General features: G+C 60.5%; 20 protein-coding genes and 2 tRNA genes. 14 read left to right on the top strand and 8 right to left on the bottom strand.

Annotation, left to right across the window (positions count from 1 at the left end):
- Positions 1–94: 94 nt before the first annotated feature.
- Positions 95–1,240, bottom strand: coding sequence for an elongation factor P maturation arginine rhamnosyltransferase EarP (gene earP, locus AC1DYR_RS05475; RefSeq protein WP_477704198.1), 1,146 nt, complete (start codon positions 1,238–1,240; stop codon positions 95–97).
- 43 nt (positions 1,241–1,283) lie between these two features.
- Between earP and uvrC the strand changes: the two genes are divergently transcribed.
- From uvrC to AC1DYR_RS05460, 3 genes are all read left to right on the top strand, one after another.
- Positions 1,284–3,278, top strand: a complete 1,995-nt coding sequence (uvrC, locus tag AC1DYR_RS05470; RefSeq protein ID WP_477704197.1) for an excinuclease ABC subunit UvrC — start codon at positions 1,284–1,286, stop codon at positions 3,276–3,278.
- 140 nt (positions 3,279–3,418) lie between these two features.
- Positions 3,419–3,985, top strand: coding sequence for a CDP-diacylglycerol--glycerol-3-phosphate 3-phosphatidyltransferase (gene pgsA, locus AC1DYR_RS05465; protein ID WP_477704196.1), 567 nt, complete (start codon positions 3,419–3,421; stop codon positions 3,983–3,985).
- An 85-nt stretch (positions 3,986–4,070) separates the two neighbouring features.
- Complete coding sequence (locus AC1DYR_RS05460; RefSeq protein ID WP_477704774.1) at positions 4,071–4,949, top strand: DMT family transporter; 879 nt, start codon at positions 4,071–4,073, stop codon at positions 4,947–4,949.
- Here AC1DYR_RS05460 and AC1DYR_RS05455 read toward each other — a convergent pair.
- Positions 4,894–5,871: a LysR family transcriptional regulator gene (locus AC1DYR_RS05455; RefSeq protein ID WP_477704195.1), complete on the bottom strand. Its 978-nt coding sequence runs from the start codon at positions 5,869–5,871 to the stop codon at positions 4,894–4,896. The genes AC1DYR_RS05460 and AC1DYR_RS05455 overlap by 56 nt on opposite strands.
- Positions 5,872–6,026: 155 nt before the next feature.
- On the opposite strand from AC1DYR_RS05455, the gene AC1DYR_RS05450 reads away from it, so the two are divergent.
- The 6 genes from AC1DYR_RS05450 to AC1DYR_RS05425 all read left to right on the top strand — a co-directional run bounded on the left by AC1DYR_RS05450 (position 6,027) and on the right by AC1DYR_RS05425 (position 10,819).
- Positions 6,027–6,905 (top strand): alpha/beta fold hydrolase, encoded by an 879-nt coding sequence (locus AC1DYR_RS05450; RefSeq protein ID WP_477704194.1) that lies wholly within the window; start codon positions 6,027–6,029, stop codon positions 6,903–6,905.
- 64 nt (positions 6,906–6,969) lie between these two features.
- Positions 6,970–8,076 (top strand): tartrate dehydrogenase, encoded by a 1,107-nt coding sequence (locus tag AC1DYR_RS05445; RefSeq protein ID WP_477704193.1) that lies wholly within the window; start codon positions 6,970–6,972, stop codon positions 8,074–8,076.
- Between the two features lie 255 nt (positions 8,077–8,331).
- Entirely contained in the window at positions 8,332–8,604 is a 273-nt protein-coding gene (locus tag AC1DYR_RS05440) for an HU family DNA-binding protein (RefSeq protein ID WP_007874140.1), read from the top strand.
- Positions 8,605–8,621: 17 nt separating this feature from the next.
- Positions 8,622–8,697: transfer RNA gene (locus tag AC1DYR_RS05435), tRNA-Val, on the top strand.
- A gap of 87 nt (positions 8,698–8,784) precedes the next feature.
- Entirely contained in the window at positions 8,785–10,707 is a 1,923-nt protein-coding gene (locus AC1DYR_RS05430; protein ID WP_477704192.1) for a SurA N-terminal domain-containing protein, read from the top strand.
- 36 nt (positions 10,708–10,743) lie between these two features.
- A tRNA-His gene (locus tag AC1DYR_RS05425) sits at positions 10,744–10,819 on the top strand.
- Positions 10,820–10,905: 86 nt separating this feature from the next.
- Here AC1DYR_RS05425 and AC1DYR_RS05420 read toward each other — a convergent pair.
- Complete coding sequence (locus tag AC1DYR_RS05420) at positions 10,906–11,880, bottom strand: NADPH:quinone oxidoreductase family protein (protein WP_477686863.1); 975 nt, start codon at positions 11,878–11,880, stop codon at positions 10,906–10,908.
- Between the two features lie 171 nt (positions 11,881–12,051).
- Between AC1DYR_RS05420 and surE the strand changes: the two genes are divergently transcribed.
- The 3 genes from surE (at position 12,052) to AC1DYR_RS05405 (ending at position 14,744) form a co-directional block, all read left to right on the top strand.
- Positions 12,052–12,849: a 5'/3'-nucleotidase SurE gene (gene surE / locus AC1DYR_RS05415; protein WP_477695437.1), complete on the top strand. Its 798-nt coding sequence runs from the start codon at positions 12,052–12,054 to the stop codon at positions 12,847–12,849.
- Complete coding sequence (locus tag AC1DYR_RS05410) at positions 12,846–13,703, top strand: protein-L-isoaspartate(D-aspartate) O-methyltransferase (RefSeq protein ID WP_477704191.1); 858 nt, start codon at positions 12,846–12,848, stop codon at positions 13,701–13,703. The genes surE and AC1DYR_RS05410 overlap by 4 nt, the downstream gene beginning before the upstream one ends.
- A 117-nt stretch (positions 13,704–13,820) precedes the next feature.
- Positions 13,821–14,744 carry a peptidoglycan DD-metalloendopeptidase family protein gene (locus AC1DYR_RS05405; RefSeq protein WP_477704190.1) on the top strand — a complete coding sequence of 308 codons (924 nt, stop codon included), beginning with the start codon at positions 13,821–13,823 and terminating at the stop codon, positions 14,742–14,744.
- 193 nt (positions 14,745–14,937) lie between these two features.
- Here the strand turns inward: AC1DYR_RS05405 and AC1DYR_RS05400 are convergent, their stop codons facing one another.
- Entirely contained in the window at positions 14,938–15,357 is a 420-nt protein-coding gene (locus AC1DYR_RS05400; RefSeq protein WP_477704189.1) for a VOC family protein, read from the bottom strand.
- A 56-nt stretch (positions 15,358–15,413) separates the two neighbouring features.
- On the opposite strand from AC1DYR_RS05400, the gene rlmD reads away from it, so the two are divergent.
- Positions 15,414–16,895: a 23S rRNA (uracil(1939)-C(5))-methyltransferase RlmD gene (gene rlmD / locus AC1DYR_RS05395; protein ID WP_477704188.1), complete on the top strand. Its 1,482-nt coding sequence runs from the start codon at positions 15,414–15,416 to the stop codon at positions 16,893–16,895.
- Between the two features lie 162 nt (positions 16,896–17,057).
- Here the strand turns inward: rlmD and AC1DYR_RS05390 are convergent, their stop codons facing one another.
- Positions 17,058–17,747, bottom strand: coding sequence for a Bax inhibitor-1/YccA family protein (locus tag AC1DYR_RS05390; protein WP_477704187.1), 690 nt, complete (start codon positions 17,745–17,747; stop codon positions 17,058–17,060).
- A 192-nt stretch (positions 17,748–17,939) separates the two neighbouring features.
- Here AC1DYR_RS05390 and AC1DYR_RS05385 point away from each other — a divergent pair, with 192 nt between their 5' ends.
- Entirely contained in the window at positions 17,940–18,347 is a 408-nt protein-coding gene (locus tag AC1DYR_RS05385) for a GlcG/HbpS family heme-binding protein (protein WP_477686869.1), read from the top strand.
- A gap of 215 nt (positions 18,348–18,562) precedes the next feature.
- On the opposite strand, the gene AC1DYR_RS05380 is transcribed toward AC1DYR_RS05385, so the two are convergent.
- The 3 genes from AC1DYR_RS05380 to AC1DYR_RS05370 all read right to left on the bottom strand — a co-directional run bounded on the left by AC1DYR_RS05380 (position 18,563) and on the right by AC1DYR_RS05370 (position 20,149).
- A complete protein-coding gene (locus AC1DYR_RS05380) occupies positions 18,563–18,781 on the bottom strand; it encodes a hemin uptake protein HemP (protein WP_477649635.1) in 219 nt (72 codons plus the stop codon).
- A gap of 169 nt (positions 18,782–18,950) precedes the next feature.
- Positions 18,951–19,361 carry an ExbD/TolR family protein gene (locus tag AC1DYR_RS05375; RefSeq protein ID WP_477704186.1) on the bottom strand — a complete coding sequence of 137 codons (411 nt, stop codon included), beginning with the start codon at positions 19,359–19,361 and terminating at the stop codon, positions 18,951–18,953.
- 71 nt (positions 19,362–19,432) lie between these two features.
- A complete protein-coding gene (locus tag AC1DYR_RS05370; protein ID WP_477704185.1) occupies positions 19,433–20,149 on the bottom strand; it encodes a MotA/TolQ/ExbB proton channel family protein in 717 nt (238 codons plus the stop codon).
- Between the last annotated feature and the right edge of the window lie 26 nt (positions 20,150–20,175).

Here is a 20,175-nt window from a genome sequence, read left to right as displayed (position 1 = left end):
CTAAACGCTTGCACCGGTGTGCAGGTTCCGCGGCGGGTTGTGCAGGACGCCAAAGTCTTGTCGACCTTCAGGCTGTTCTGCAAAGCCTATGATTTTAACGTTTTTTTGCCACAAAACCGAGCAGTCGGGTGCCCAGTTCGTCCTGGGCCATGAGGCGGGAGCGGGCCGCCTTGGCTGTTGCTTGCCAGGCCGGCAGGTCAATGGGTAAGGGCCCCAGGCCGCCGGCGGTGAGCGGCGACGCTGTTTTGCCGTTCCAGGCGGCATGAAAAAGCCGCAGTGAAGGCGGCGCCTGGAGCATGTCCAGGAAGGCCTGCAGTTTGGCCAGGTGGGCGCCGTCATGCTGCGGATAGATGTGCCAGACGAAAGGCTTGCCGGCCCAAAGCGCCCGCACCACCGAGTCCTCACCGCGCACGAAATTCAGGTCCGAGGCCCAGAGCAGGTGGTCAAACCCGGTTTGCGTCAGCAGGGGAAGGTATGAAATTGATAGCTGCTCGGGCCCGCCCTTATTGGGCTGCAGCCGATTTTGATCATCAAGCAGGGCACGAACGGCGTTTGCGGCGCGCCCCGCGGCCACCAGCAGGTGCACCGGTTTTCCCTGCAAGCCATGTTCCGAAAATTGCGCCAGCAGGCCTTCGAGCGCCGGGGGCTCATAGCAAAACAGGGACACCAGGGTCTCGCCGGCCCAGTGGATTCCGTGGGCTTTCAGCCAGCCGGCGCGGTCAAAGCCTGCCTGCCTGTCCTGAAGGCCTTGCTCGCGCAGCAGTCCACCGGTATCAGCCGTGAAGCCCGGGTAGAAAAACCACTTGGTCCAGCCGGCAGCCGGGCCGCTTTGTACCGGCGACGGCATGGCGTGGCACCGCTCCACGTAGTCCTCGGCAGACAGGTATTCGAGATTGATCCATATGGGTTTTTGGCTTCCAACCCAATGCTGTCGGGCGCAAGCAGCTATGAAATCAGGAGCGGCGTCGCAGCCGAAGGCCTCAACCAGCACATCGCAGGGTTGCCCCGCGAACCCTGCGGCCTCCAGGTCCAGGGGTTGATCAGCGGCTGGCCACGTCAAAACCTGCACGCCTTCACAGCCTGAAGGCGCCATCCAGGCCAGCGCGGAGGCGTCGTCCACCCAGAGCCGCACTTTGTGCCCACGCGAGGCCAGGTCGGCGGTCAGGCGCCAGCACACACCAATGTCCCCGAAGTTGTCGATGACTTTGCAAAAAATGTCCCACTGCAGGCTGCGATTCATGAAAGGATTGTCCACAATACGGCCAGTTGCACCATTTCAGCCCATGATCAAAGCCCACGAATTTGACCCCCAACTGCTCAGCGAAGTCGCCGCGCTGCCCGCCTTGCCCGGCGTGTACCGCTACTTCGATGCGGAGGGCGGCGTGCTGTATGTCGGCAAGGCGCGCAACCTGAAGAAACGGGTTTCCAACTACTTCCAGAAGAACCACGGCGGCACGCGCATCGGTCACATGGTGACCAGGATCGCCCGCATGGAAACCACAGTGGTGCGATCGGAAGCCGAAGCGCTGCTGCTCGAAAACAACCTGATCAAGACGCTCAACCCGAAATTCAACATCCTGTTCCGGGACGACAAGAGCTACCCCTACCTCAAGTTGACAGGCGCACGCCCGCCCGAAGAAGGTGCGGCGCCCACGGCCGCTGTCTTTCCGCGCATTGCCTATTACCGCGGCGCGGTCGAGAAAAAGCACCGCTACTTTGGCCCTTACCCCAGCGCCTGGGCGGTGAAAGACACCATCTTGCTGTTGCAAAAGGTGTTCCGGCTTCGAACCTGCGAAGACACGGTGTTCAACAACCGCACCCGGCCCTGCCTGCTGTACCAGATCAAGCGCTGCTCCGCGCCCTGTGTGGGCCATGTGTCACCCGAGCAGTACGCGCTGGACACCGCCAATGCCGAGCGCTTTTTGCAAGGCCAGGCCCAGGACATCCTCACCGAGCTTGAGAGAAAAATGCTGGTGCATGCCGACAAGCTGGAGTTTGAGCAGGCCGCAGAGTTGCGCAACCAGATATCGGCGCTGTCCAAGGTGCTGCACCAGCAGTCCATGGAAATCGGCGGCGACAAGGACGTCGACATCCTGGCGGTGAAAGTGCAGGGCGGCAAGGCCTGCGTCAACCTGGCCATGGTGCGCGGCGGCCGGCATCTGGGTGACAGGGCGTACTTCCCCAGCCATGTGGAGAACGCCACCGATGTCGCAGCGCTGGATGCCGAGATCGATGCGGATGCCAGGCAGGCTGCGCAAGCGGAGGCCGCCGGTGAAAGCGCTGTGCCGGTGCCAGTGCCCGCACCAGCGGGAAAATCCCTGGAGGCCTTGGTGCTGGAAGCCTTCATCGCGCAGCACTACATTGATGTGCCGGTTCCACCCACCCTGGTGTGCAGCGAGCCGGTGGACAAGGAATTGATGGAGGCACTGACTGCACAGACCGGCACCAAGGTCACGGCCATCCACCAGCCGCGCGAGCAGCGCCGCATCTGGCTGGAAATGGCACAGAAGAACGCCGGTCTCCAGCTGGCCCGGCTGCTGGCCGAACAGGGTTCCCAGCAGGCGCGCACGCGTGCGCTGGCCGAGGCGCTGGATCTTCCACTTGATAACCTGGACACACTGCGCATCGAATGCTTTGACATCTCGCACACGGCTGGTGAGTCGACGCAGGCCTCCTGCGTCGTGTTCCAGGAGCACAAGATGGTCAACAGCGAATACCGCCGCTACAACATCGAAGGCATCACGCCGGGCGACGACTACGCCGCCATGCGGCAGGTACTGATGCGCCGCTATAGCCGGCTGGCCGAAGCCGCACGCAATGGGGAGGCCAAGCTACCCGACCTGGTGCTGGTCGACGGCGGCAAGGGGCAGGTGTCCATGGCACGTGAGGTGTTCGGGGAACTGGGCCTGGACCTGGGCCTGATTGCCGGTGTTGAAAAAGGGGAAGGCCGCAAGGTCGGCCTGGAAGAGCTGGTGTTTGCGGACGGCCGTGACAAGGTCTATTTAGGACGGGATTCAGCCGCGCTGATGCTGATCGCGCAGATCCGCGACGAAGCGCACCGTTTCGCCATCACGGGCATGCGTGCCAAGCGTGCCAAGGTGCGGGTGGGCGGCAGCAAGCTTGAGGACATTGCCGGCATTGGCCCCAAGCGGCGCGCCAGCTTGTTGCAACGCTTCGGCGGCATTCGCGGCATCGCCTCGGCCAGCGCGGAAGACATTGCCACGGTGGATGGCATTTCGAAGGACCTGGCTGAGGAAATCTACCGCGCCCTGCATTGAAGTAGCATCGGTTGTGTGCCCTGTTTCGGCAGCAGTTCCTTGAAATTTGCTCAGATGTATTTGTGCAACGGAACGCACTGTTTTGGCGTGCTTTGCACCGCTATCCGGCACCACCGCACGGCTCATGCCAAAATCGGGGCATGTTTCTGACCATCCCTACGCTGATGACCTGGACCCGCATCGTTGCGATTCCGCTGATCGTGGGGGTGTTCTACCTGAACATCGCCGAGACCGATCGCAACCTGATTGCGACCGTGATGTTCGTTGTGTTCGCCGCGACCGACTGGCTGGACGGCTTCCTGGCGCGCAAGCTGAACCAGACGTCTTCGTTCGGTGCCTTCCTCGATCCGGTGGCCGACAAGTTCCTCGTCTGCGCCTCGCTGCTGGTGCTGGTTCATTTGGGGCGCGCCGATGTGTTTGTGGCGCTCATCATCATCGGCCGCGAAATCGCCATCTCCGCATTGCGCGAATGGATGGCGCTGATCGGCGCCACCAAGAGCGTGGCCGTGCACATGATCGGCAAGGTCAAGACCACGGTGCAGATGGTGGCCATCCCTTTCCTGCTGTTTCACGGCACGTTGTTCGGCGTTATCGACACACAGCTATGGGGCACCTGGCTGATCTGGATCTCCGCCATCCTGACGGTCTGGTCCATGATTTATTACCTGAAAAAAGCCATACCGGAAATCCGGGCGCGCGCCAAGTAGTCCTGCCCTTGGTGTTGCCGTTTTAAGGCTTCTGTCCTTGAGTTCTTCCTCTTCTTTATCCTCTCCCGGTGCGCTGATCCGGGCCATGCCCGTCGTGTTCGTCCTGATCTGGAGCACCGGCTTTATCGTCGCCAAGTATGGCTTGCCGTATGCGCCGCCGCTGACTTTCCTGGCGATCCGCTATTTTTTGTCGATTGTTTGCTTCCTTGTCTGGATCGTGCTGGCCCGTGCCGCGTGGCCGCAAGGCCGGGCGCAATGGCTGCATCTGGCCATGACCGGCGTGCTGATGCATGCCGGTTATCTGGGTGGTGTCTGGATTGCCGTGAAGTCGGGCATGGGGTCGGGGTTGACCGCACTCATTGTCGGACTTCAGCCCGTGTTGACTGCGCTGTGGGTTTCGTGGGTTGCCTCGCCCGAGGCAAACGGCGGCGAGGCCAAGGTCACTTCACGCCAGTGGGCCGGCCTGGCGCTGGGGCTGGGCGGGCTGTTGCTGGTGGTTTCGCGCAAATTCGGCACGGGCCATGAAGTGACGGCGCTGACGCTGGCCTGCACGGTCTTTGCGTTGTTCAGCATCACTGCGGGAACGCTTTACCAGAAACGTTTTGTCAAACCTGCCGATGTGCGCAGTGCCAATGCCATTCAGCTGGCCGCTGCTTTCGTAGTGACCCTGCCGCTTGCGCTGTTTGAAACTGCAGCGATCACGTGGAACCACCAGGTTCTGGGCGCCATGGCGTGGTCGGTGCTGGTGCTCACGCTGGGAGGAAGCTCCCTGCTTTACCTTTTGATCCAGCGTGGCGCAGCGACAGCCGTGACCAGCCTGCTATATCTGGTTCCGCCAACGACCGCCCTGATGGCATGGCTGTTGTTTGACGAACCCATTACGCTCAGCACGATTGCCGGCACCGCGCTCACGGCGTTGGGCGTGAGCCTCGTGGTACGGGCCGCGAAGCCGGCGGCAACGTAGTTTTCCAGGGCGCTTCCTGGAACTGTGCGACCAGGTGGTCAATCAGCAGGCGAATACGGCGTGGCTGGTCGGTGCGGTAGGGGGCCAGCCAGTGAATGTCGGCATCGGGCATTGAATAGGCTGGTAAAACGCGCACGAGCCGGCCCGATGCGATGTGCGGCGCAATATCCCAAAGGCTGCGCAGCATGATGCCGCGGCCTTCCATGCACCAGTCACGTACCAGTTCTCCTGAATTGCTGGCCAGCGGGCCGTGTACGCGAACGCGCACCGCTGTTTTCTCGCGTTCCCTGTGCAGCGGCCAGACATCAAAACGCTGTCCCGGGGCATTGCCGTTTTCGCGCACGATCAGGCAGGCATGGTCCTGCAAGGCCTCCAGGCTGGCTGGTGAACCGTGTTGTTTGATGTAGCGGGGCGAGGCCACCATGATGCGCTGGTTGCGCGCAAGACGGCGAGACACCCACTGCGCCGCCTGCCGCCCCTGTATCGACCAGAGCCAGATGGCGCCGTCGTAACCCTCCAGCGCGAGGTCGGGCAAATGCTCGGTGAGCTCCAGCTGTATCTCGACACGTGGATAACGCTCCTGGAAGTCCGCCAGCGCAGGGCCCAGCCACAGGCGGCCGAATCCAAAAGTTGCAGCGAGCCGGATCAGACCGGTGGGCTCCGCTTTTCGCTCCTGCAACTCAGCCTCGAGCGCCTGGAAGCCCTGCAGGAGGATGATGGCCCGTTCGCAGACTGTTTCGCCTTCGGCGGTGGGGCTGACGCGGCGGGTGGTGCGCTGGAACAGCCGCTGGCCCAGCCTGGCCTCCAATGCTGCAAGCCGCTTGGTGACCACCGGCGGCGCCACGTCCAGGCTTTGCGCCGCGGCCGCCAGGCTCCCGTGGTCGCGAACGGCAAGCACCAGTTCAAGGTCGCTGCGTTCCATTAATTCCTTTTTGGAAATAATTGATTGCCTGATTATTGCTTGTATTGGGCGCCACTGTTCTACAAAATCAGGCAAGGATCTAAAAAACGTTCAAGGCATTCAGCACCGGGGCGCCGGGAATTGATTGCCCGAACGTGAACCAAGGCGACTGATTGATGTTTGAGAATTTCGTTTCGTACGATTTAGACGGCCCGGCTGGCAGCTTGCGCACCCTGCGGGGCGGTGCAGGAGCGTCACTTCTGTTGCTCCACGGGCACCCGCAAACCCACGCGATGTGGCACCTGGTCGCCGGAGAGCTTGCAAAAAAATTCACTGTCGTGATGATGGACCTGCGCGGCTACGGTGACTCCTCGCGGGTTACCAGTGATGCAGCGCACGAGGCCTATTCCAAACGTGCGATGGCGCTGGATGCCGTAACCGCCATGCGTCGTCACGGGTTCGAACGATTCCAGGTGCTGGCGCACGACCGCGGCGCGCGCGTGGCCCATCGCCTTGCGGCGGATCATCCTGGCGCGGTTCAGCGGCTGATGCTGCTTGACATCGCGCCCACGCTGGCCATGTACGACAACACAACGGAGGCTTTTGCGCGCGCTTACTGGCACTGGTTTTTCCTGATCCAGCCGCCGCCGTTGCCCGAAGCGTTGATCGAGTCCGATCCGGTGCGGTATGTGCGCAGCGTGATGGGTAAACGCCATGCCGGCCTGGCGGCTTTTGCGCCACCCGCACTGGCCGAGTACGAACGCTGCGCGAAAATCCCCGGCACCGCTCAAAGTATCTGCGAAGACTACCGGGCCTCCGCCACCATCGACCTGGAGCACGATTGCGCGGACGTCGCTGCCGGCCTGCGCCTGGCGCAGCCGCTGCGGGTGTTGTGGGGCGAGCATGGCGCGGTGGGCCAATGTTTTGATGTACTGAACCTCTGGCGGGACCGTGCGAAAGATGTCTCGGGCCGGAGCCTGCCTTGTGGCCACTACATTGCGGAGGAAGTGCCGGCGTTGCTGCTGGCAGAAGCGCTTGGCTTTTTCAAATCCTGAATCAACGGCATTCAACTGACCAAATCGACCTCACTCCAATTCAACCCAATCCAAAAGGAACACCATGAGCAAGAGCTCCGGAAAAAAACGCATAGCAGTCATCGCAGGCGACGGCATCGGCAAAGAGGTCATGCCCGAAGGTGTGCGAGTGATGGAGGCTGCGGCCGTCAAATACGGCATCGACCTGCAGTTCGACCACTTCGATTTTTCAAGCTGGGACTACTTTGAAAAGCACGGCAAGATGATGCCGGACAACTGGAAGGACCAGATTGGCGGCCATGACGCAATCTACTTCGGCGCCGTGGGATGGCCCGCGAAAATTCTCGACCATGTTTCACTGTGGGGGTCGCTGCTGCTGTTCAGGCGTGAGTTTGACCAGTACATCAACCTCCGGCCGGCGCGGCTGATGCCCGGCATCATCGCGCCGGTTGTCAGGCGTGACGGGAGCGCGCGCCAGCCCGGTGAAATAGATTTTTACATCGTCCGTGAAAACACCGAGGGCGAATACTCCAGTATTGGCGGGCGGGCTTTTCCTGGTACGGAGCGCGAGTTTGTCCTGCAGGAGTCGGTGTTCACTCGCATCGGCGTGGACCGCGTCCTGAAGTTCGCCTTTGAACTCGCCCAGTCCCGTCCCAAGAAGCACCTGACCAGTGCGACCAAGTCCAATGGCATTTCCATCTCCATGCCTTACTGGGATGAGCGCGTGGCCGAGATGGCGAAAAACTATTCGGGTGTCCGTCTTGATCAATTCCATATCGACATCCTGACCGCGCATTTTGTGCAGCGCCCGGACTTCTTCGATGTGGTGGTGGCCAGCAACCTGTTCGGCGATATCCTGAGTGACCTGGGGCCGGCCTGCACGGGCACCATCGGCATTGCGCCCAGTGCCAACCTCAACCCCGAACGCAAGTTTCCCTCCCTGTTCGAACCGGTGCACGGTTCGGCCCCGGACATTGCCGGGCGCAACATTGCCAACCCCATTGGGCAGATCTGGTGCGGCGCCATGATGCTGGAATTCCTCGGACACAAAGAGGCGCATGATGGCATCCTTGCTGCGATTGAAGCTGTGCTGCTTCCAGGAAGCGGTGCGCCACGCACGCCGGATCTGGGCGGAAAAGCCGGGACGGTCGACCTCGGCAAGGCCGTGGCAGCCGCCCTCAGCGGGTTATAAAGTCGTTTTTTGTCAAGCATGAAAATTACACATCATGCTTACGATTAAGCCGTGAAAGCGCTGAAAAACCGTCTAGAATCCGCCTCCGCACGTTGTAAAAACTTGCTGCTGTATTGACAGGTTAGGAGTCCATGGCTCTAATTGGAATCAGCAGAAAACTGCACATGCCGCTCCCGCTGACACACTCAACACAGTGTCCCGGGAGATATTTTTTAGAGACAACCAGATTAACTTTTTATCAACGAGGGGCTCCTTGTGAACAAGACTGAACTGATCGAGCACATTGCCAAGCATGCTGATATTTCCAAAGCTGCCGCTACGCGCGCGCTGGAGTCAACCATTGGCGCTGTGAAAACAACCCTGAAAAAAGGAGGCTCCGTGTCTCTGGTGGGTTTCGGCACTTTTGCCGTGGGAAAACGTGCTGCGCGCACCGGCCGCAATCCGCGTACCGGCGATGCGATTAAAATCAAGGCTGCCAAGGTTCCAAAGTTCCGTCCAGGCAAAGCTCTCAAGGATGCTTTGAACTGAAACGGAAACTCAACGTGGGGTGCTTAGCTCAGTTGGTAGAGCAGCGCCCTTACACGGCGTAGGTCGGCGGTTCGAGCCCGTCAGCACCCACCACCCACGAAAAAAGGCGAACATGGTTCGCCTTTTTTGTTGTTGGCTCCCGGTTTGTTCGTAAAGCTGTTGCAGCACAGGAAGTTCGAGATGTTTGATTTCATTCGCAAGCACACCAAAGTCACGATGGCGTTGCTGTTTTTGCTGATTGTTCCGTCCTTCATATTGGTGGGCATGAACAGCAACGGTCCCGGGAGTAAAAGCGGGGTCGTTGCCGTGGTTGATGGGAAAGACATCACGCAGCCCGAATGGGACCAGGCCCACCAGAACGAAGTCCAGCGCATACGCGCTTCCATGCCGTCGATTGATGTCAAGCTGCTGGATACACCACAAGCACGCTACGCGACGCTGGAGCGGCTGGTACGCGACCGCGTGGTTGCTGCTGCTGCCCACGTCACCGACGACTATCTGGCGCGCGAGCTGCAGAAAATCCCTGAAATCGCCGCCCTGAAAGGCCCGGACGGCAAGCTCGATATGGAGCGCTATCGCCAGTTGCTGGCGTCGCAGGGCATGACGCCGGAAATCTTTGAGGCCAATGTCAAGGCCGGGCTGCCGAGCCGGCAGGTGCTGGGCGGTATTGGTGCAAGCGGCTTCGCCACGAACGCTGCGGCTGATTTGTCGCTCAATGCCTATTTCGAGAAGCGCGAAATCCAGCTGGCCCGTTTTGATGCTGCCGATATGGCAGCCAAACTGGCGCCGACCGATGCCGACCTTGAGCAGTTCTACAAAGCCAACGAGAAACTCTTTCAGGCGCCCGAACAGGCCAACATTGAGTATGTGGTGCTTGACGTCGAGACTGTCAAAAAGACGGTCACCGTCAACGAGGCCGATCTCAAGACCTACTATGAGCAGAATATCCAGCGCCTGGGCGGCACCGAAGAGCGCAGGGCAAGCCACATCCTGATTGCAACGCCCAAGACTGCCTCGGCAGCCGATCGCGAAAAGGCGAAAGCCAGGGCAGAGGAATTGCTGGCGCAGGTCAGGAAGGCACCCGATACTTTTGCCGATGTGGCACGTAAAAATTCGCAGGATACCGGTTCGGCACCTTCCGGCGGCGATCTCGATTTCTTCGCGCGCGGCTCGATGGTCAAGCCATTTGAGGACGCCGCCTTTGCGATGAAAAAAGGCGACATCAGCAATGTCGTGGAGTCGGAGTTCGGTTACCACATCATCAAGCTGACGGACATCAAGGCACCGAAGCGGCCAGCGTTCGAAGAAATGAAACCGCAGCTGGAAGCCGACCTCCGCAAGCAGGAGGCCCAGAAGAAATTTGCTGAAGTTGCCGATGTCTTCACCAATGGCGCCTATGAGCAGCCCGACAGCCTCAAGCCCGTGGCGGACAAGCTGAAGCTTGAAGTCAAGGCGGCCAGCAATGTGGCCCGGCAGCCCAAAGCCGGTGCGGCTGGCGTGCTGTCGAATCCGAAATTCCTGGGCGCACTTTTTTCGCCTGACGCGATCGAAAAGAAGCGCAATACCGAAGCCATAGAAACAGCGCCCAGCCAGCTGGTTTCAGGCCGGATCACCCAGTACACCCCGGCACGCACCCAGCCCTTTGCCGAAGTGAAAGATGTCGTGCGCCAGCGCTGGGTTGCCCAGCGCAGCGCCGAAGAAGCGCGCAAGGAGGGCGAGGCCAAACTGGCTGCCTGGAAGGCCGCCCCGGCGTCCGCAACGGCTTTGGCCGCACCTGTGGTCGTGTCGCGTGAGCAAACCCAGAAGCTTCCCAATCCCGTGATCGACGCGGCGCTCCGCGCTGACGCGGCTGCCTTGCCGGCATTTGCCGGGGTTAGCCTCGGCGCACAAGGTTACGTCGTGATCAAGGTCAACAAGGTGGTTCCGCGCGAGGCGCCACTTGAAGCGGCAGCCAGGCAGGAACGCAACCAGTACACGCAGTGGTGGACCGCCGCAGAAAATCTGGCGTATTACAACGGCCTGAAAGATCGCTTCAAGACGAAAATCCTGGTGGCAAAGCCTCCTGTCGCCAAGGCAGGCGCAGAAGAAGTCGTCACCCAGTAAATTGCAGCGGCTTTGCCGCTATAATGCAGGGCTCCGGTGGCTGTAGCTCAGTTGGTAGAGTCCAGGATTGTGATTCCTGTTGTCGTGGGTTCGAGCCCCATCAGCCACCCCAGTATTTGAAGTCCCGCTTGCCGCAAGGCTCGCGGGACTTTTTCATTTGGGGCCTGGTGCAGCTGCCTTGTGCAGGCGGGCCAGGCCCTAGTTCACCATGACCAGCTTGCCCTTGACGCCACGTGAGCCCATGTGGGCATAGGCGGCTTTCAGTTCGGCCATGGGCATGGTGCGGTCAATAACCGGCTTGATCTTGCCTTGGGCATACCAGCCGGCCAGCTCGGCCATCATGGCCGCATTGGCTTTGGGTTCGCGCTTGGCAAAGTCTCCCCAGAACACGCCGACGATGGATGCGCCCTTGAGCAGCGTAAGGTTGAGCGGCAGGGACGGGATGGGCCCCGAAGCAAAGCCCACCACCAGGTAACGGCCCCGCCACGCGATGGAGCGAAAGGCCGGCTCGCTAAACTCGCCGCCGACCGGGTCATAAATCACGTCAGGCCCTTTGCCTTCGGTCAGTGCCTTGATTTCGTCACGCAGGTTTTTCGTGGTGTAGTTGATGGTGGCGTCCGCGCCAATGGACGTACAAAGGGCGCATTTCTCATCGGTCGATGCGGCCGCGATCACGCGGGCCCCGGCGGCTTTGGCAATCTGTATGGCTGCGGTACCCACACCGCCTGCCGCACCCAGCACCAGGACGGTTTCACCGGCCTTGAGTTGTGCGCGGTCCATCAGGGCGTGCCACGAGGTCGCGTAAATCATGATGAAAGCGGCGGCGTCCACAAAGGGAAACCCTTTGGGCAAGGGCATGCACAGGGCCGCCGGTGCAAGGGTGTGCGTGCCGAACCCCCCGGTGCCGGAGAGGCAGGCCACGTTTTGCCCCACCTGGAGGTGTGTGACGCCTTCGCCTACCGCCTGAACGATGCCGGCGTATTCGGAGCCGGGCACAAAGGGCAGGGGCGGCTTGATCTGGTACTTGTTTTGCACGATCAGTAGGTCGGGAAAGTTCAGGCTGGCGGCCTTGATCTCAATCAGCACTTCGCCTGCCTTGGGTTGCGGTGTTGGCAATTCTTTCCAGGTCAGGGCGTCTACGCCGGTGGGGTTTTCACAAAGCCAGGCTTGCATGAGATGTCTCCGATAGAAGGAATGCTGCGACAGGTGCAGAAGAAACAGAAGAAGAACGACGGGCCGCCAGCGGAAAGACACGGCGCCTTGCTTGCATCATAGGCAAAGCGGCAGGTTTTGCGATGTCCGGCAGGGCTCAGGCTGTCGCAGCCGTGACCGTAAAATCAGTCCATGAAAATCCTCATTTGCAACGACGACGGTTACCAGGCCTCCGGCATCATTGCCCTCTACGAAGCGCTTAAAACCGTTGCCGATGTCGAGGTGGTGGCACCCGAGCACAACAACAGTGCCAAATCAAACGCACTGACCCTGCACTCGCCGATGTACGTGCAGACCGCGGCCAACGGCTTTCGCTACATCAACGGCACACCGGCAGACTGCGTTCATATCGCGCTGACGGGTTTGCTGGGCTACCGGCCCGACCTGGTGGTTTCAGGCATCAATAACGGCGCCAACATGGGTGATGACACGATTTACTCCGGAACCGTGGGCGCCGCCATGGAAGGCTACCTGTTCGGAATTCCTTCCATCGCGTTTTCCCAGACTGAAAAGGGTTGGGCGCACATTGATGTGGCAGCCCGGCGTGCAGCCGAGCTGGTGCAACAGTTGATTCCTTCACTGGAGACCATCGCCGAAGGCGCGGAGCCGACGGTGCCGCCCTGGCTGCTCAATGTGAATATTCCCAACCTGCCCGACAACGAGATCCAGGGTGTGAAAGTGGCCCGGCTGGGGCGGCGCCATGCGGCCGAACGCGTCATCGTGCAGACCAGCCCGCGCGGCGAAACCATGTACTGGATTGGCGGCGCAGGGCCTGCGAAAGAGGCTGGTGAAGGAACCGATTTTTACGCCACCAGCCAGAAGTTTGTGTCCATCACCCCGCTGCAGGTGGATTTGACCGATCATGAGCGTCTGCCTTATTGGGCCCAAACCGCTGCCCGGCTGGCCGAGTTGCACAAAAAATCGTCATGAAATCCAGCCTCAAACCGCCGTTCAATCCCACTGCCAAAGCGCCGGTCGCTGCAGGCCGCCCGGCATTTCCGGTTCGACTGAAGCCTGACGCGGGTGTTCCGTCTGCTACAAAATCAATAGCTGGTGGCGCAATTCCAGAGCGGGCGGCAAGCCAAAATAGCTTGAAAAAACCAGCAAAACCGGTGATTTCCACTCAACCAGGCGGTGTCGGGCTCGATTCACACGCCGTACGCGCGCGCATGGTGAGCAAGCTTGCTGCACAAGGTGTTGCCGATGCGTTGGTACTCGCCGCCATGGGGGCTGTCGAACGCCACCGTTTTGTCGACACCGCGCTGGTCAACCAGGCCTATGAAGACACCAGCCTGCCGATTGGCTTGGGGCAAACCATTTCCAAACCCAATGTGGTGGCCCGCATGCTGGAACTGCTGCGCCACGGCGCGGCCGGAAAGCTGGGGCGGGTGCTTGAAATCGGCACTGGCTGCGGCTACCAGGCCGCGGTGCTCAGCCATCTAGCGACGGAGGTCTACAGCATCGAAAGGCTGCGTGGCCTGCACGACAAAGCCAGGGAGAATTTGCGGACTTTACGCCTGCCCAATGTGCACCTGCTGTTTGGTGATGGCATGATGGGCTACGCCAGGGGCGCGCCTTATGCGGCCATCATTGCAGCTGCCGGCGGGGAGGCCATTCCGCCTGCCTGGATTGAGCAACTGGCGGTAGGCGGCAGGCTGGTGGCGCCCATGCAAACCGCCGGGGGTGCCCAGGCGCTGGTGGTGGTCGACAAAACCCCCCAGGGCGTCAGGCAGACCCTGCTGGAGGCCGTTCATTTTGTGCCTTTAAAATCGGGGACAAGCTGATGATCCGGCCCCTGCAGGACCCAGGCCGGTTGTCGATATAGCAGTGACGGCATTGAACCATCCGATCATCCAGTTAACCAATACGCCATACCCGTCAGATTGACGACGAAAGAACCAATGAATCAAACCGTACGGCCGAACCGGGCAGTGTCTGTGGATGCCGCAGACGCAAGTCATGGCGCCCGCTCAACGCTCGGCAGGCTGGCCCTGCCATGCGCCCTGGCGGCAGCGCTGCTGCTTGCCGCGGGCTGCGGCACGCGTTCTCCCACCCATGCCCCGGTTGAAGACCGCGGCACCGGCTTGTCGCGTCCCACGCCGGGCGCGGTGGACGCAGGCAATGTCAAACAGTTGCCCGGCTTTGAAAACGCCGGAAAACCTGGTTACTACACCGTTAAACCCGGTGACACCATGATTCGGATCGGCCTGGAAAATGGCCAGAACTGGCGTGACATCGTGCGCTGGAACAACCTTGAAAACCCCAACATCATCGAAGTGGGGCAGGTGCTGCGTGTGGTGCCGCCGACCAGTGAAAACCCGCTGGTGGTGACCCGCCCCGTGACGTCCGGGTCGGCCACCACGTCGACAGCATCCACCACGCCGACGCAGGCTGCCAGCGCGGCGCGTCCCGCGTCAGCACCGGCTGCCAGCCCGACACCCTCTGCAACGGGCGATGAAGACATCGCCTGGATCTGGCCCGCGCAGGGCACGATGCTGGCGGGTTTCGATGAAGCCAAAAACAAGGGCCTGGATATTTCCGGCAAGGCCGGTGATCCCGTCATTGCTTCGGCCGACGGCCGCGTGGTGTACGCCGGCGCCGGCCTGCGCGGCTATGGCAACCTGATCATCCTCAAGCACAACAGCACCTTCCTGACGGCCTATGCGCACAACCAGACTTTGCTGGTCAAGGAAGACCAGAGCGTGCGAAAGGGCCAGAAGATTGCCGAGATGGGCAACAGCGACGCGGACCGCGTGAAGCTGCATTTCGAGATTCGCCGCCAGGGCAAGCCTGTCGATCCTTCCAGATACCTGCCCGCCAAGTAAGCGGTATTTCCATCCACAGAAAGGAGCCCCGCGTTTGCCGGGCTCCTTTTTTGTTTCTGGTGCCTTGGCGCTGCTTGTGCCAGGGAAAATTTATGGAAAAAATCTCGCAGTCCAGTATGGACGAGCGCAGGAAGCTATCTATTTTGTAGCAAATGGTTGCGCGGAAATACAGCTGCCTGCCCCGGAGTTGTGATCAGTGAGGCTGCAAAATCTCGTCGTAGCCACGGCCCTTGAACTCCAACAGGTCAATGCCATGGCCAAAAGGGTCGGCCAGCCCCGCAATTCGCCCCCAGACCCGTTCGGCCACGGGCATTTCCAGAACGGCACCGTGGCGCTGCAGCCGGTCAACCGCCGCATCAATGTCTTCCACCACAAAATCAAGGTGAACAGGTGTCCAGTGGCGCTGGTAGGTGCGAACGCTCTCGCTGCCCTGACCGCTGGCGATCGGCCGGGTACCCGGCGCATTGAAGAGCAGGTCGATCGGACTGCCTGCACCGAGGATTTCCACGAAGTCGCTCTTGAAACGGCGGCCTGTGCGCAGCCCGAGTGCCTCTGTGTAGAACTTGACGGCACGTTCCATGTTGTCAACATCGATGCAAATACGAAGCTCCATGGCGCCTTCCTTTCACGGGTTCAGAAAATGGTACCGCAGCCTGAGACAATTGGTGCATGACAGAAGAAAGCCAGAACAAGCAGCCTGCTACGGCGGCCGACTACCCGCCAGACGTGCTCGAGGTCGAGTCGCTCGACATCGAAGCCCAGGGCATTGCCCACAGGGCTGACGGCAAGGTGGTTTTTATCGAGGGTGCCCTGCCTTTCGAACGAGTGACTGCCAACGTCTACCGCAAGAAAAGCAGCTTTGAAAAAGCCATGGTGATGGCCATCCACCGTGAATCGTCCCAGCGCGTGCGCCCGGCATGCCCGCATTTCGGCATGCACACCGGCGCCTGCGGCGGCTGCAAGATGCAGCATTTGCATGTGGGGGCGCAAGTGGCCGTGAAGCAGCGTGTGCTCGAAGACAACCTATGGCACATCGGCAAGGTCAGGGCGGACAACCTGCTGCGGCCCATTGAAGGGCCGGCCTGGGGATATCGCTATCGTGCGCGGCTGTCGGTACGGTATGTCCGCAAAAAGGGTGCCGTGCTGGTGGGGTTTCACGAGCGTAAAAGCGGCTRCGTGGCCGATATGACCGAATGCCACGTGGTGCCCCGGCACGTCAGTGACATGCTCGTGCCTCTGCGCGAGCTGATCGGCAGCATGGATGCGAAGGAAACCCTGCCCCAGATCGAACTGGCCTGCGGTGACGAGGTCACGGCCATGGTGCTGCGCCATATGGAGCCCCTAAGCTCCGGTGACTTGAACCGCCTGCGTGCTTTCGCTGCGCAGAACCCCGGCCTGCAATGGTGGCTGCAGCCGGGGGGGCTTGAAACAGTCAAGCTGCTGGACGACGCTGTGCAGGAGTTGAGCTACGGCCTGCTGGAGTTTGATGTGGTCATGCCATTCAAACCGACCGATTTCACGCAGGTCAACCCCCATATCAACCAGGTGCTGGTGTCGCGTGCACTGCGAATGCTGGCGGTGCAGCCGGACGAGCGGGTGATTGACTGGTTTTGCGGCCTGGGCAATTTCACCTTGCCGCTGGCCACACGCGCCCGTGAAGTGCTGGGTATCGAAGGCAGTGAAGTCCTGGTCGCCCGCTCACGCGAGAATTTTGAAAGAAACAGGCCTGCATCCAGCGTCCGCCGTGCGCTGGCAGCTACGAAATTTGTAGCGCGCAACCTCTTTGAAATGACGCCGGCGATGCTGGTGAAAGATGGCCGCGCCGACAAATGGCTGGTGGACCCTCCGCGTGAAGGCGCTTTTGAGCTTTTCAAGTCCCTGGCGGCGCTGCACCAGCAGATCGTCAGCGGCGTCCCCTGTGATGACGGTGAGCACCAGCAGAGCCTGGCCCTGAACGGCTGGACGCCGCCGCAGCGCATTGTCTACGTGAGCTGCAACCCGGCCACCCTGGCGCGGGATGCGGGCGTGCTGGTGGACTGTGGCGCCTACCGCTGCACAGCGGCTGGCGTGGTCAACATGTTCCCGCACACGGCCCATGTGGAGTCCATTGCTGTGTTTGATTTGGCTCCCACGGTCTCTCACTGCGTGTAGCTCCCTGCCTCCGAGGGGGCCGCTGCACCTGCGGACTGGCAGAGCCAGATCCGCGGCCCCGGCTTGAATTGGAGAAGCCCCAACTCACCCTGCGGAGAATGAAACGAGGTGTGCATGAAAAAAGGGCCCTGAGGCCCTTTTTTTATTCAGTAGCGAAGCGGATCAGTCCCGGTCGCCGCCGAAGATGCCCAGCAAGGCCAGCAGGCTCTGGAAAATGTTGAACAGGTCCAGGTAAATGGCCAGTGTGGCGCTGATGTAGTTGGTTTCGCCGCCGTCGATCACCTGCTTCAGGTCGTACAGCAGGTAGGCGCTGAAAACCGCGATGGCCAGCGTGCTGATGACTGCCATCATCATGGTCGAACCAAGGAACACGTTGATGACGGCCGCCACCATGATCACCAGGGCGCCGGCGAAGAGCCACTTGCTCATGCCGCTCAGGTCGCGCTTGATGACGGTGGCCAGGCTGGCCATCACGAACATCACGCCGGCCGTGCCGGCAAAAGCCGTCATGACCAGTGATGCGCCGTTGCTGAAACCCAGCACCATGGCAATCATGCGCGAGAGCATCAGGCCCATGAAAAAGGTAAAACCGAGCAGCACAGGCACGCCCGCGGCCGAGTTCTTGGTCTTTTCAATGGCGAAAATAAAGCCGAAGGCGCCGCCGAGGAACACGATCAGGCCCAATCCGCCCGTCAGGGAGCGGGTAATGCCCGTTGCCACGCCCAGCCAGGCGCCCAGCACGGTGGGCAGCAGGCTCAGGGCCAGCAGCCAGTAGGTGTTGCGCAAGACCTTGTTGCGTTGCTCGACGCTGGAAGCAACGCCGTAGTCGAGGGTTTGAACATTGTCAGTCATGAAAGTCGTCTCCGAGGCGCCAGCAAATGCCGGCAAGATTATTTTAGGGTGCATTGCTGTTTTTCCAGCCCTCACTCCCTACTTTTTGTAAGGGTTCTATAAGCTAATTTGGCGGCAATGCGGGCGAAGGGCGGCCCCAAATTTGCGTATGCTCGGTATCTTTGCCAACAAACTCCGGAAATCCTGAAGACCATGAAATCAAAAGCAGTGCTTGAACTCGCCGACGTCAAACTCATCGCCGCTGCCGCCGAGGCCGAAGCCCTCAAGAACAACTGGGCCGTCACCATCGCCATCGTCGACGACGGTGGTCACCTGCTGCACCTGCAGCGCCTGGACGGTGCGCCGCCCATTTCCTCGCACATTGCACCCTCCAAGGCCAATACGGCCGCCATGGGCCGCCGTGAGAGCAAGGTTTACGAAGACGTCATCAACGGCGGCCGTACGTCCTTTCTGTCGGCGCCCTACATCCACGGCATGCTGGAAGGCGGCGTGCCCATCGTGAAAGACGGGCAGTGCATTGGCGCTGTCGGTGTGAGCGGCGTGAAGTCCAGCGAGGACGCGCAAATTGCGCGCGCCGGTATTGCCGCTATCGGCCTGTAAACCGCTTCGCAGCGGGAATAAAAAAGAAAAAAGCCGACCACGAGGTCGGCTTTTTTGTTGGTGAGAGCAGAACAACATCAAGGAAAAAAAGCCTGGCTAAACAACTCCAAAAGAGTCTGTGGCTGGCTAAAAACGACCTTGGAGGCTTGGTAGCCCCGGATCGCCCCACGATGAAACTGTGTTGATGAAGAGGGTGATGAAACGGTGAAGGGGGCTTACTTGGTCAAAATCAGTTTGCCCAGGCGAGTGGCCTGAAGGCGGTAAGTCGAGCCGTTGTGGTTGATTTCCACCGCCTTTTGCCCGCGCAGGATTTCGGTGCTGTTGACGCAAGCGGCGGAAGCGCCCGAAGGATGGCCACCAGAAGCGGTCTCTGTGTGCGCAGGGGCGCGGGCAGGAAGGCTCAAGGTATGGGAAGCGGGCATTGCGATGGACATGATGGTTAAACCTGTTTGACCTGTTTGGGCTGCGTTAAGTTAATGATAACCATTCTCATTTGAAAGTCAAGCGAATCCAGGCTGCGGTTTGTTTCTTTCTGTGTGAAAAACCTGGAGTGCCTGTCCAGCAGGCATGCATCCAGGACCCGATCAGTCCTGCAGGCCCTGGTCAGTTCTTGGGTTCAGTGATGAAACCGATCTTGCGCAGCCCGGCCTGTTGGGCTGCTGCCATGGCTTGCGCCACGCGCTCGTAGCGCACTGATTTGTCGCCGCGGATATGCAGGTCTGGCTGCGGGTTTTGTGCCGCCGACGCCCGGAGCTGCGTGACCAGTTCTTCGTCTGAAATTTTGGTCTCGTTCAGGAAATAGCTGCCTTCCGCATCCACGCTCAGGCGAACCGTTTCCGGCTTGATGTTTTGCGCTTCGTTGGAGGCGCGCGGCAGGTCGATGTTGACGGAATGCTTCATCACGGGGACCGTGATGATGAAAATGATGAGCAGCACCAGCATGATGTCCACCATGGGCGTCATGTTGATCTCGTTCATCACCTCATCGCTGTCGTCTTGGGTTCCAAAGGCCATGGTGCTTCTCGGTCACTGAATGAGGGAGCTCCGCGGCTGTGGGGCGGCAGAGCAGGATAAAGGGCGGGCTTTCAGGCTTTTTTCATTGGCACCACATTGGCCTGCTGGCCGCCGGCGCTCACGCGGGCGCCGGTCACGAAGTAGGCGTGCAGGTCATGCGCAAAGCGGCTGAGTTTTTGCAGCACGCCCTTGTTGCCGCGTACCAGGGCGTTGTAGCCCAGCACCGCCGGGATGGCGACCGCGAGACCCAGCGCTGTCATGATCAGCGATTCGCCGATTGGGCCGGCCACCTTGTCGATGGTCGCCTGGCCGGCTGCGCCGATGGACAGCAGCGCATGGTAGATGCCCCACACGGTGCCGAAGAGGCCGACGAAGGGGGCGGTGGAGCCGACCGAGGCCAGGATGGCCAGACCCGACTGCAGCTTGCCGGTGAATTCGTCGATGGCATTGCGCAGCGTGCGCGTGACCCAGTCGCTCACGTCCAGGGCGTCGTGCAGGTGCGCCTTGGTGTTGCGATGGTGCAGCGTGGCTTCGCGGCCTTCCAGGGCGAGCTGGCGGAACGGGTTGGTCGGGTCGGCGCCCAGCTTGGTCAGGCCCGCGGCAAAGTCTTCGCTGTGCCAGAAGTCTTCAGAGGCGCGGGCGATCTTTTTGTACTTGATGAGGTCCAGCGTCTTGATGACGATGACCATCCAGGACGCGAGCGACATGACCAGCAGCAGCACGGCCACCGATTTGGTAACGATATCGCCCTGGCTCCAGACGTTGGCAAGGCCGAATTGGGAATTCATGAGTCAATACTCCACGGGTTTCAAAA

This window comes from Polaromonas sp. P1_F9 (assembly GCF_056405615.1).
This window is presented reverse-complemented; position numbering and strand designations above follow the sequence as displayed.